Here is a 13131-nt window from a genome sequence, read left to right as displayed (position 1 = left end):
GGGGATTTGCCGGTCAACAATCGGATCGAGGGAACCACCTGGGCCGACACCGGCCTAAACTGCGCAAACAGACCAACAGGAGTGTGCACGATGAGCCGTATCGAAACCGACAGCCTGGGCCAGATCGATGTCCCGGACGACGCCTACTGGGGTGCTCAGACGCAACGCTCGCTGATCAACTTCGCCATTGGTCAGGAACGCATGCCGCTGCCGGTATTGCACGCCCTGGCCCTGATCAAGAAAGCCGCCGCACGGGTCAACGACCGCAACGGTGACTTGCCCGCCGACATCGCCCGCCTGATCGAACAAGCCGCCGACGAAGTGCTCGACGGCCAGCATGACGACCAGTTTCCACTGGTGGTCTGGCAGACCGGCAGCGGCACCCAGAGCAACATGAACGTCAACGAAGTGATCGCCGGTCGCGCCAACGAACTGGCCGGCAATCCGCGCGGCGGCAAGACGCCGGTGCACCCGAACGATCACGTCAACCGCTCGCAAAGCTCCAACGACTGCTTCCCGACCGCCATGAGCATCGCCACGGTCAAAGCCGTGCAGGAGCAGTTGCTGCCGGCGATTGCCGAGCTGTCCGGTGGTCTCGCTGAACTCGCCGCTCGCCACATGAAACTGGTGAAAACCGGCCGTACGCACATGATGGATGCGACGCCGATCACCTTCGGTCAGGAACTGTCCGGCTTCATAGCGCAACTGGATTACGCCGAACGGGCGATTCGCGCTGCGCTGCCGGCGGTGTGTGAACTGGCGCAGGGCGGCACCGCTGTCGGTACCGGGCTGAATTCTCCGCACGGTTTTGGCGAGGCAATTGCGGCGGAACTCGCCGCGCTGTCTGGTCTACCGTTCGTCACTGCACCGAACAAGTTCGCCGCACTGGCCGGCCACGAGCCGCTGACCAGTCTGTCCGGGGCGCTGAAAACCCTCGCCGTGGCGCTGATGAAAATCGCCAACGACCTGCGCTTGCTCGGCTCCGGCCCACGCGCAGGTTTTGCCGAAGTGCGCTTGCCAGCGAACGAGCCGGGCAGTTCGATCATGCCCGGCAAGGTCAACCCGACCCAGTGCGAAGCGCTGTCGATGCTCGCCTGCCAGGTGCTGGGCAATGACGTGACCATCGGCATCGCCGCCAGTCAAGGTCACTTGCAGTTGAACGTGTACAAGCCGGTGATCATCCACAACCTGCTGCAATCGATCCGCCTGCTCGGCGATGGCTGCAGTAACTTCCAGCAGCACTGCATTGCCGGTCTTGAGCCGGACGCCGAAGTCATGGCGAAACATCTGGAACGTGGCTTGATGCTGGTGACGGCACTGAATCCGCACATTGGCTACGACAAGTCGGCGGAAATCGCCAAGAAGGCTTACAGCGAAGGGCTGACCTTGCGTGAGGCGGCTTTGGCGCTGGGGTATCTGACGGATGAAGAGTTTGATGCGTGGGTGCGGCCGGAGAACATGATCGAGGCTGGCGCCAAGGGCTAAGAAATTCATCGTCTGAAAGTCAGTCATCGCGAGCAGGCTCACTCCTACAGGGGATCGCATTCCCCTGTAGGAGTGAGCCTGCTCGCGATGACTTCGACGCGGTTTAACCTGCTGCCATATTCATCCGCCGCGCCTTCAATCCGGCAATCAACGACGGCCCCAACGCCACCAACGCCGACCCCAGCACCACCAGCACTGCCCCGCCGTAGCCCAGACCATTGATCTGCTCGGCATGCACGTATTCCGGCCACATCCATGCGGCAATCGCCACCGCACTGAACGTCACCAACGGCGTGATCGCCAGGGTCGCACTGACCCGCGATGCCTCCCAGTGCGCCAACGCTTCGGCAAACGCGCCATAGGCAATCAAGGTGTTCATACAGCACGCCAGCAGCAGCCAGCCCTGCAACGGGCTCAACTCAAGCGCTTCGAGCGGATGCACCCAAGGTGTCAGCAACAATGCACAGAACAGGTAGATCACCATCATCACTTGCAGTGAATTCCACACCGTCAGCAACTGCTTCTGACCCAGCGCATAAAAGGTCCAGACCGTCGACGCCAACAGCACCAGCAACACCCCGGCGGTGTAATCCGACAGCGAGGTCAGCAACTCCGCCAGACGCTGATTGAAGAACAGCACAAAACCGATCAGCAACACCGCAAGACCTATGCCCTGGCCGATGCTGAAGCGTTCCTTGAACACAAACAGACTGGCGATCAGCAACATGATCGGCCCCATCTGCACCACCAGTTGCGCAGTGCCGGGACTCAGCAGATTCAGGCCCATCAGGTACAAAACGTAGTTACCGACAAGCCCGAGCACCGCCATCAACACCAGCCAGCCGCCCTTCGGCCCGAGGACTTTGCGACTCGGCAGACGTTTGACCGCGGCCAGATAAATGAACAGACAGCCACCGGACACCGTCAGGCGAAACCAGGTCACCGTGATCGGGTCCATCACCAGCAAGACCTGTTTGAGCTTGATCGGCAGGATGCCCCACAACAACGCGGTCAGCAGCGCCAGGAACAAGCCGTACACCCAGCGACCCGATGAAATGTGCATGCGAACCCCGAAGCCTGCTGACAAGTGCGCTTATTCTAGGCTTGGCAACGCACGCAACACAGGGACAGTTCAGGACACGCCGCGAATGAAACTGTGCAGGTCGCAGCATTAAATTGACGTGCTGCCGTTGATCGGCAGAGCAGGCAGGGTAAGTGCTTCAGGCATAAGCTCATTGGATCCACCGCCACCGCCATCAAGGAGACCCGTCATGTTAGGTATGCGCCGCCAGGACCCAGCCCCCGCCATGCACTTTCGCAGCGATCGGATATGCCGGGTCAATGGCGAACTGTATTTCAGCACGCGGGAAAATACCCTTAAAGGGCCTTTCGACAGTGCCGAAAAGGCTGAGCTGGAGATAAAAGCCTACATCGCGCGGATGCAGCTTCTGGATTCCAACCGGACACCCGGTTGATTCCATCGCGAGCAGGCTCACTCCTACAGTTGGAATGCGTTCCCCTGTAGGAGTGAGCCTGCTCGCGATAGCAATTGACCCACCAACAAAACTCTTCCTGCCTTAACGCACCGCCTCAAACAACCCCGTCGCCCCCATCCCCCCGCCCACACACATGGTGACGATGCCGTAACGTAGATTACGCCGCTGCAACTCCCGCACCAGATGCCCGACCTGGCGCGACCCGGTCATGCCGAACGGGTGACCAATGGAAATCGAGCCGCCATTGACGTTGTACTTCTCGTTGTCGATCTCCAGCCGATCACGGCTGTACAGGCACTGCGACGCGAACGCCTCGTTGAGTTCCCACAAATCGATATCCGCCACCTGCAAGCCCTTGGCCTTGAGCAGTTTCGGCACCGAGAACACCGGGCCGATGCCCATTTCATCCGGCTCGCAACCGGCGACCGCAAAACCACGGAAAAACGCTTTCGGCTTGAGACCCAGTTGCAGCGCTTTCTCCAGGCTCATCACCAGCGTCATCGAAGCGCCATCGGACAATTGCGACGAGTTGCCCGCCGTCACCGAACCGTCTTCGGCAAACACCGGCTTCAACCCGGCGAGGCTTTCGTAAGTAGTGTCCGGGCGGTTGCAGTCGTCACGGTCAACGATGCCATCGAGAATCTGCACTTCACCGCTGTTCTTGTCCTCGACGCGATACTTCACCGTCATCGGCACGATTTCATCGCTGAACAACCCGGCAGCCTGCGCTTGCGCGGTACGCATCTGGCTTTGCAGGGAATAGCGATCCTGCGCCTCACGGCTGACGCCATAACGCCGCGCCACCACTTCGGCGGTCTGGCCCATCGTGTAATAGATGCCCGGTGACTGCTGCTTGAGCAGCGGGTTGATCAGGTGATCGGTGTTGACGCTTTTCATCGTCAGGCTGATCGACTCGACGCCGCCGGCGACGATGATGTCGCTGCAACCCGAGGCGATCTGGTTGGCGGCAATCGCAATTGCCTGCAAACCCGACGAACAAAAGCGGTTGAGGGTCATGCCCGCCACGCCCGTGCCCAGTTGCGAGAGCACCGCGACGTTGCGACCGATGTTGTAGCCCTGCGCACCTTCGTTGGAACCAGCGCCGACGATGCAATCCTCGACGCTGGCCGGGTCGATGTCATTGCGCGACAGCAGCGCGTTGACGCAGTGCGCCGCCATATCGTCAGGGCGGGTCTGGTTGAACTTGCCGCGAAAGGACTTGGCCAGGCCGGTCCGTACGCTGTCGACGATCACCACTTCACGCATGGCATACCTCATTGTTGTTGTCGGTTGAGAGTGGACCTGAGCATAAGTCCACCCGATTACCGACCGCGACAATCATTCACCCCGCGTATGCGTGTCCATCGGTTCAGTCCTTGTGCTTTTTGGCCTTCTTGTCGGACTTCTCGAACGCCTCTTCCAGTGCCCGGTTGATCGTGCGCAAGACCTTGACCCGGGCCCAGCGCTTGTCGTTGGCCTCAATCAACGTCCATGGTGAAATCTCGGTGCTGGTGCGGTCGACCATGTCGCCGACGGCGGCGCGGTAGTCGTCCCACTTGTCGCGGTTACGCCAGTCGTCTTCGGTGATCTTGAAGCGCTTGAACGGAATCTCTTCGCGTTCCTGGAAACGCTCCATTTGCGTGTCCTTGTCGATGGCCAGCCAGAACTTGACCACGATCACCCCGGCGTCGTCGATCTGCTCCTCGAAGTCGTTGATCTCGCCGTAGGCACGCATCCAGTCGGCGGTGCTGCAAAAGCCTTCGACCCGCTCCACCAGCACCCGGCCATACCAGGAACGGTCGAACACAGTGAACTTGCCCCGCGCTGGAATATGCCGCCAGAACCGCCACAGGTAAGGTTGCGCGCGCTCCTCTTCGGTCGGTGCGGCAATCGGCACGATGTTGTACTGACGCGGATCGAGTGCGGCTGCGACCCGGCGAATCGCCCCGCCCTTGCCTGCCGCATCGTTGCCCTCGAACACGGCCACCAAGGCGTGACGGCGCATGCGTTTGTCACGCATCAGCCCGGACAGCCGCGCCTGCTCGGTGATCAGTTGTTCTTCGTAGTCTTTCTTGTCCAGGCGCTGGGTCAGGTCGAGGCTGTCGAGCAGGTTCAACTGATCGACTGCCGTGCCCAATGGCGCCGCACTGACATCATGGGGATGCACGTCCGGTCGCTTCAGGGCGTTCTGCAAACCCTCGAGCAGAATCTTGCCGACCGCCAGACTGCGGTAATGCGCATCGGCGCCTTCGATGATGTGCCACGGCGCATAGTCGCGACTGGTACGGCGCAGCACGCGCTCGCCGTACTTGACGAATTTGTCGTAGGTTTCCGACTGCTGCCAGTCCAGCGGGCTGATGCGCCAGCTGTGCAACGGATCGTCGGCGAGGGCCTTGAGCCGCGCCTTCATCTGTTTTTTGGACAGGTGAAACCAGAACTTGAAGATCAGCGCGCCTTCATCGCAGAGCATTTTTTCCAGACGCTCGGCGGCGTTGATCGCCTGGTCCAGGCGCGGATCCTTGAACAACCCGTGCACTCGTCCCTGGAGCATCTGGCTGTACCAGTTGCCGAAGAAAATCCCCATCCGCCCCTTGGCCGGCAACATCCGCCAGTAACGCCAGGCCGGTGGCCGCGCCAGTTCTTCGTCGGTCTGCTGATCGAAGGTGCGCACCTCGATCAGGCGCGGGTCCATCCACTCGTTGAGCAATTTGACCGTCTCGCCCTTGCCCGCGCCCTCGATACCGTTGATCAAGATAATCACCGGGAAACGCTTTTGCTGCTGCAACTCGAACTGCGCTTCCAGCAGTGCTTCACGCAGTGCAGGAACGGCAGCCTCATAAGTGTCTTTGTCGATGGCGTGACCGATTTCAGCGGATTCAAACATGGGACGGCTCCTTCCAGGGTTCAGCAAGACTAGCGGATTGGGCACGGATGCAGGGCAGAAATTCCCACACTCTCAGGGCTGCATAAGGTCCCTGTGGTGAGGGGATTTATCCCCGACCGGCTGCGTAGCAGTCGTAAATCCAGCAGATACGGTTAATCCGAAGTAATCGGATTGAATGGTTTTGGGGCCGCTTCGCTGCCCATCGGGGATGAATCCCCTCGCCACGGGGTTATCGGTTCAGGTCTTGAATCACCCATTGTCCTTGAGCTTGCAAAGCCAGGCTTTGCCATGGATCAAGCAGCCCCTGCGCGATCGGCTAGAATGGCGGCCTTGTCGCTGCCGAGCCTGCCATGAAACCTGTAATGCCCCACGCCCAACTCGACTGGGATGATCAGGGACGCCCGCGTTCGCGAGTGTTCGATGACGTGTATTTTTCCGACCAGTCGGGGCTGGAGGAAACCCGTTATGTGTTTCTTGAGCAGAACCGTCTGGCCGAGCGCTTCGCGGCATTGCCGGCGGACGGGCGACTGGTCATCGGCGAAACCGGATTCGGCACCGGGTTGAATTTTCTCTGCGCCTGGCAACTGTTCGAAGAACATGCCCAAGCCAGCGCGCGCATGCACTTTGTCAGTGTCGAAAAGTACCCGTTGAGCCCCGCCGACCTGCAACGCGCATTGGCGTTATGGCCGGCGCTGAAACCGCTCGCCGATCAGTTGCTCAAGCATTACGTGGCGATCCATCAAGGCTTTCAGCGCATCACCCTGGCCAACGGTCGAGTGACGCTGACGCTGTTGATCGGTGATGCCCTGGAGCAATTGCCGCAGCTGGATGCGCAGATCGACGCGTGGTTTCTCGACGGTTTCGCCCCGGCGAAGAACCCTGATATGTGGACCGCTGAACTGTTCGTCGAACTGGCCCGACTGGCCGCGCCCGGCTCGACCATCAGCACCTTTACCAGCACCGGGTGGGTGCGGCGCTTGCTCAACGCCGCCGGGTTCAAGATGAAACGCACGCCGGGCATCGGCCACAAATGGGAAATCCTTCGTGGCGAATTCCTCGGCTGGCCCGAGGACGTTGCCCCGCCGCAAGCGGAAAAACCCTGGTTCGCACGCCCTGCCCCGCTGAAAGGTGACCGCCGGGCGCTGGTGATCGGTGCCGGTCTGGCTGGCTGCGCCACGGCCGCCAGCCTCGCGTCACGCGGCTGGAAAGTGAGTTTGCTGGAGCGTCACGCTGCCGTTGCACAGGAAGCGTCCGGCAATCCGCAAGGCGTGCTGTACTTGAAACTGTCAGCCCATGGCACCGCGTTGTCGCAACTGATTGTCAGCGGCTTCGGCTACACCCGACGCCTGCTCGAAACCCTGCAACGTGGCAGCGACTGGGACGATTGCGGGGTCCTGCAACTGGCGTTCAACGCCAAGGAAGCCGAGCGCCACGCGCAATTGGCTGAGGCGTTTGCGCCAGACCTGTTGCTGTGGCTCGACCAGCCCGAGGCACAGGCTCGCGCCGGCGTCGGCGTGGCCCACGGCGGTTTGTACTATCCGCAAGGCGGTTGGGTGCATCCACCCGCGCTGTGTCAGGCGCAAGTGGCGCAAGCGAATGTCGAATTGCTCAGCCATCGCGAAGTGCTTGATCTGCGCAAGGTCGATGACCAGTGGCAAGCCTTCGACGGCGACCGTTTGCTCGCCAGCGCACCGGTCGTGGTGCTGGCCGGTGCTGCCGAGATCAAGCGTTTTGCGCAAAGCGCCGGGTTGCCACTCAAGCGCATTCGCGGGCAGATCACGCGACTGGCGCAGACCGAACACAGCCAGGCGCTGGCCACCGTGGTGTGCGCCGAAGGTTACGTTGCCCCCGCACGATTAGGCGAACACACCCTTGGCGCCAGCTTCGATTTCAACAGCAACGACCTGACACCGACCATCGCCGAGCACTTGGGCAATCTGGCCATGCTCGAAGAGATTTCCAGCGACCTGGTGGCGCGTCTGCAGATCGCTCAGCAGGATCCTGAAGACCTCCAGGGCCGAGCAGCCTTCCGTTGCACCAGCCCGGATTACCTGCCGATCGTGGGTCCCCTCGCCGACCGCGAAGCATTCATCCAAGCCTATGCCGCGCTAAGCAAGGATGCCCGGCAAGTGCCAGACATCGCCTGCCCATGGCTCGACGGTTTATACGTCAACAGTGGCCATGGCTCACGCGGTCTGATCACCGCGCCGCTGTCCGGCGAACTGCTCGCCGCCTGGCTGAATAATGAGCCGTTGCCGCTGCCAAGAAGCGTCGCCGAGGCCTGTCATCCGAATCGTTTCGCGCTGCGACAATTGATTCGCGGCAAGTAGAGCTCACGCCTCGGCTATCGCACAGAGACCCAGATCGGCCAGACGTATCGCATCGTCGGTCAGGCGTGAGAGCTCGGCGTCGACAGCCTGTTCCCGCTTTAATTTGATGGCGTCCATCTGGCCCAGGTAATCAGCGGTGGTCAGTTGGGTCGCCTGTTCGAAAACTGTATTCATCTGCGGCGCAAACGTTTCATCGATGGCGGCGAACTTGCGTGGAAACGTGCGTTTCAGGTAATCGCCCCAAAAAGGCTGGCGCTGCATGAATTTCAACCATTCGGAAGACAGCTCCGCGGCATTGACCGTGCTCTTCGCAGTCTCCAGATCGGCCTCGGTCACTGCGCCCAACATGGCAAATTTCATATGCCGTGGCTGCCCCGGCAGATCGAGTGCATCGGCCAGTCCGGTGCGATAGGCCAGGTTCACTTCCAGCGGATCGGCCTTCGGATGTTTGCTGGCATGCTCGCGCGCAATCGCGTCGAGCTGGTCCAGCCGAAACAGGCCTCGACCCAGCTTGAGCAGCGGTTTCGCACGGACGGTTTGGCCATCCGCAATCCGCGTCACTCTGCTCACTTCCACCGCAAGTTCGAGATGGCTGAAGTTTATCGCCGCACTGTCAGTACAGTTGATCGGGTTGGCGGCCAGATTCAGCACTTGCTCGCTGAGGATCGCGTCGGGCTCGGCCGTTTCAAGCACCGCCCAAACCCGTCGATGCATGTCTTCGCTGACCTTTTCGGAATCGGCCGTATTGCCCAGTTCCGAGAGCAAATGAAACAGGCCCTCAGCCCTTGGATCATCCTTGAAGGCCGTCCAGATGCGGTTACGCCGCCCCCAATCCTCACCGGCTCCGTCCTTGAACCACAACGAGCGCGCCTGCTGTTCGTCGAGACGGGCGATGTCATCCTCCAGATAGCCCATGCCGATGCCGATGTTTTTTCGGTAATCGGTCAGATGAGTGCGACTGGTCAGCGCCAGAGGGTTACCGCGCAAATTGATTGCCCGGCTGAAATGCCTGGAAGTCTTGAACAGCCACGCCGGCAGATCCTTGATCTCGTTATTGCGCAAGTCCACCCAATCCAGATGAGGCAAGCGTGCAAGACCTTTGGGCAATTCGGTGGCGCGGGTGTCGCGCAGGGACAAGGCACGCAAGTCGAACAGCTTGCCAACATCCGGGGTCGCCCCCAACGGGTTACCGCTCAAGTTCAGTTGCTGCAGGGTGCGCAACTGGCCGAGTTTCGCCAGGGTGTGCTCGGTCAATTTGATCTGGTTGCCTGCCAGGCTCAACCGGGCCAGTTTGGGCATATGCGACAGCACTTCCGGCAGCCGGGTGAGTGTGTTGTTGTCGAGTTCCAGCGATTCGACCTGTTTGAAGGCCTTGAGGAAATAAGCGAGGTCGTCGTCCTGCGCCATGTTTTTCAGCGACAACCGCTGTATATGATCGAAACTCAACCCGGGCGGTAAGGTCGGCAGTTTGCCCACCCGCATGCCGTCGAGATTCAGGACGCAGACTGATTTTCCACGCTCATCGGTCGCCAGATAAATCCGCCGAAATCCGTCCTCGATCTGCTCTGCGGCCCACTTGCGGCTTCGCCGCAGTTCACGCAGGTCGCCGCCCACAGCTTTCATGGCGTCCTGATCCTCACTCCATTTTTCCAGCACTTCGCGCAGATGTGCACGATCGGTCAGCAACGCTTGTACCCGGGTGGCGCGGGTCAGCACGTCACTGCCCAAGCCATCGATAAACTCACTGGCCCGGGTTTCAGAAAATCGTGGATAGAGCTTTCTGACCTTGCGCAGTAACGCGCGGGGATGGCTCGGCGTTGCTGGCGTTTGATCGGCCTGAAGACAGGCGGGCTCAACCACCAGCGGTTCAAGTTTGCCGTCGCGCAAGATCTGCGCACTGGCTTCACGCTCATCCAGTGCGACATTCAGCAATTCACTGCGCAGCCGTGCACTGTCGGCGTCAACCGGATCGGGAAAACCGGCGGCGAGTCGCTGGCGCGGCGGCAGCGCCTTGAGAATGCCGGCATAGAGGCTGTCGGGGCCCGCCGCGACGCGTCCGAGGGATTTACCGTCACCGGCGAACACTTCATAACCACCGTTGGATTTGACCAGCGTGCACGTATTCGAAGGCGTCGCCGACGCCTCTCCGATGGCTTCAAGCACCGGCCCGGTCAGCGTCTTCTCACGCACCGTCAGACGCAGGGCCGGGTCCCAGCCGCGCAAACGGGGCAACAACTGGATGGCCAGTTTTTCGCTATCGGCATTGGCAATCTGCGGCAGGTGAAACCCGCTCAACGCCCGATCCAGGCGCACCGCAGCGCTGGCATCGCGGACCTTTTGCGCCAGGCCCAAGGGCACCCGCCCGGTGGCGCGCAGATGCACACGCTCGACGCTCGGCGCCTGGTCGATCAGGCGCTGAGCGTAACGCGCAGGAAGCTCGGCAAACACGCTGCGCAATTGCTTCACCTCGTCGACCTCAGTCTGGTCATAGCGTTGATACATGCGTTCGAAAACCGCTCCGCGATCGGCCTTGAATGCCGCGCCCAGCTTCTTCGCCAGCGCCTGGCTTTCGCCGCCGGCATTGACTTTACTGCCCAGCAACGTATCGACCTCCTTCTGATACAGGCCGTCGATCACCGTCTGCAGCAACTGCCCGGAATCCAGCTGGTCCTGGCTGACCACCACGCTGAGCGTGTCGTCAGGGATGGCGGGCGCGGGATACCTGGCACTGACGGCTCCCTCGCTATCGTTGACCTCGATGTAGCGGTCCGTCGGCCAGCCCGGCAACTTCGGCAAGCCGTGCAGCTGTTCCTGCACGGGCTGACCCGAGTGAATTTCACCGGTGCCCAGCTCGCGCATGAGCTGGCTTAACTCGCGCTCGATGCGCAGGCGTTCGACGGTGTCGCGCAAACGCACAGGCAACGCGAGGTTGTCGACAAAGGCGCGCTGCAATTGCTCGTGGCTGACGTCGCTGAGTCGGCGCATCGTCTCCAGATCGCTGTCGACGAACTCGCTCAGATGCGGGTCCATGCGCTTGAGGGTATAGGGCGTGCTGGTCCACTGTTCGGGATGTTCAGTCGTCAGGCGCCACCCGCCCTCGACATGGCGCTCCAGCTCAGGCGCGTAGGCTTGCGAGCGATGGGGATGGTCGAGGCGCCAGCGCTGGGTCTGCGCATCGATAGCGCCGGAGACGATCCGATGGTCGACGCGGCCGACGATCTTGTCGCGGATCTCGTACATCTCCTCGGAGTCGGCGGCCACAGTGAAACCTTCCGGCAGCCGATGCTCATATGTCGCGAAATCAGGCTTCCACAGCCGTGCTTTTCCGGCCGGATGGGTAATCGCGGTGAACTGCGCGAAAAACTCCGGATGGGTACTGACCAGCTTGCGTCCCAGCAACCCCACTGCTTTCTGCCCACCGGCAAACAACCCCATCAAAGCAATGTTTTCCGCCACGCTGAACAGATGCGAAAGAGCCGCCTGCTGATCGCCCCGGCGCCAATCCTCGACGCCTTCGTAAACCTCGGCGAGCAATTGCCCAGCCGCGACGCCCATCATCAATTGGCCGATGACCGGCACGAAAAAGCCCGCCACCGTCGCAATCGTCACGCCCAGTTCAAGAAAATCGAGCAGACGCTTATCCCGCACATCCTCATCGATATCAGCGGTCGGCACAGCCAGTTTGCGCGCATCGATCTGCAGCTTGCCGACGTGGCTCTGCACCATGAACTCGAACAACGGCACGCTGATCGGCAACTGCCGGATGTGCCCCAGATCGGCAGTGCTGGCGAAGGTCTTGAAGAAGTCTGCCTTGTCATCTTCATCAAGGCTGTTGGCGAAGTAGTCCTTGTAGCTTTTCACGCTCAGCTGCTGCGTGAGGTACTGCTTGAACGCGGTAAAACTGGCGTATTCGTACAGCGGCCGTTCGGGCTCGCCGGGCATGTACACCAGGCACCACTCGTCCGGGTACAACTCGACCGACCGCACGGAAAACACCACAACGCCCCAGATGCAACTGTCGAGGATTTCGATGCCTTGCAAGATCATGGGTTTTTGCCCGTAGCGCAGGCTTTGCGCGGACGGTTTGCCGTCCGCGGCCGCCAATTGCTGGAGCATCCGCACGCCCTCCGGCGTGATGTGCGACCTGAGCCCGGCCAGATGCATATCCAGTTGCAGCAGGCTTTTTTTCATCGTGGCGATGTCGCGGGTCATGCTGCTGGTCGCGACGACCTTGCCGTCGCTTTCGGTGATGCCGAACACCTGCTGAAAGTGTTCCTGATAGCGCTTGCCCAGATCCAGTTCACGACAGAATTTGGCGAACGCCGCCGGGGTCAAGCCGTCCACACCTGACGGCGCACTGTTCACCCGCACCAGACTGCCCACGGGAAAACTGTCGCCCTCCTCGTCTTCGCTGAAATTCTGCATGGCGGCCTGCAGCAGCGTCTGGGTGGCATGCGGGACGGTTTCAATGCCCTTGTTGTCGGTCGATGTCGGCGTACAACCACAATCGGGTCCCGGCAGACTCAGCAGATCCTGTTCGACATCAAACACCGCCGGCCATTTGTCTTTCAGCGCACGGGTCAATTCAGTGATGCAGAAGGTGTTCAGGGGTTTGAGCTGGAGCAGATCCTTTTCAACCTTGAGCTGAACGGCATGCAGGTCACGCACGGTCTGATCAAGTGCAGCCAGGGTGTCAATCGAGCTTTTCAGGAGTATCTCGGGCAGGCACTTTTGCAGTGCCTGGGCGCTCTCCAGATCGCCAGTGGCTTCGAGCAAGACGCCGAGAATTTCGTTCTGTGTTGGCGCCCGTGGTTCGGTTTTGTTTTGAGTAGTCGTCATCGCAATAGTCCTTTATTGCAGGTATGAGCCATTGACCTTATCGATTTAAAACAAAACGGCAAACATAAAAACTGATCATTTTCACTGGCATTGCAAC

7 protein-coding genes are annotated in these 13131 nt (G+C 60.6%); 3 read left to right on the top strand and 4 right to left on the bottom strand.

Annotated features, from left to right (window positions below; genetic code table 11):
- Positions 1-90: 90 nt before the first annotated feature.
- Entirely contained in the window at positions 91-1485 is a 1395-nt protein-coding gene (locus JFT86_RS15215; RefSeq protein WP_201237290.1) for a class II fumarate hydratase, read from the top strand.
- Positions 1486-1588: 103 nt separating this feature from the next.
- Here JFT86_RS15215 and JFT86_RS15210 read toward each other — a convergent pair whose 3' ends face one another.
- Positions 1589-2548 carry a DMT family transporter gene (locus JFT86_RS15210; protein ID WP_201237289.1) on the bottom strand — a complete coding sequence of 320 codons (960 nt, stop codon included), beginning with the start codon at positions 2546-2548 and terminating at the stop codon, positions 1589-1591.
- A gap of 208 nt (positions 2549-2756) precedes the next feature.
- Here JFT86_RS15210 and JFT86_RS15205 point away from each other — a divergent pair, with 208 nt between their 5' ends.
- Positions 2757-2960: a DUF6316 family protein gene (locus JFT86_RS15205; protein ID WP_201237288.1), complete on the top strand. Its 204-nt coding sequence runs from the start codon at positions 2757-2759 to the stop codon at positions 2958-2960.
- A 102-nt stretch (positions 2961-3062) separates the two neighbouring features.
- Here the strand turns inward: JFT86_RS15205 and JFT86_RS15200 are convergent, their stop codons facing one another.
- Positions 3063-4247: a thiolase family protein gene (locus JFT86_RS15200; RefSeq protein WP_201237287.1), complete on the bottom strand. Its 1185-nt coding sequence runs from the start codon at positions 4245-4247 to the stop codon at positions 3063-3065.
- A gap of 103 nt (positions 4248-4350) precedes the next feature.
- On the bottom strand, positions 4351-5865 hold the full coding sequence (gene pap / locus JFT86_RS15195) for a polyphosphate:AMP phosphotransferase (RefSeq protein WP_201237286.1): 1515 nt from the start codon (positions 5863-5865) through the stop codon (positions 4351-4353).
- A 350-nt stretch (positions 5866-6215) separates the two neighbouring features.
- On the opposite strand from pap, the gene mnmC reads away from it, so the two are divergent.
- Complete coding sequence (gene mnmC, locus JFT86_RS15190; protein ID WP_201237285.1) at positions 6216-8195, top strand: bifunctional tRNA (5-methylaminomethyl-2-thiouridine)(34)-methyltransferase MnmD/FAD-dependent 5-carboxymethylaminomethyl-2-thiouridine(34) oxidoreductase MnmC; 1980 nt, start codon at positions 6216-6218, stop codon at positions 8193-8195.
- Between the two features lie 3 nt (positions 8196-8198).
- Here the strand turns inward: mnmC and JFT86_RS15185 are convergent, their stop codons facing one another.
- Positions 8199-13034, bottom strand: a complete 4836-nt coding sequence (locus JFT86_RS15185) for an NEL-type E3 ubiquitin ligase domain-containing protein (protein ID WP_201237284.1) — start codon at positions 13032-13034, stop codon at positions 8199-8201.
- Positions 13035-13131: the final 97 nt, after the last annotated feature.

Source organism: Pseudomonas sp. TH06, assembly GCF_016651305.1.
GTDB lineage: Bacteria > Pseudomonadota > Gammaproteobacteria > Pseudomonadales > Pseudomonadaceae > Aquipseudomonas.
The sequence above is the reverse complement of the archived record's forward strand: the minus strand, read 5'-3'. Positions and strand labels throughout refer to the sequence as shown.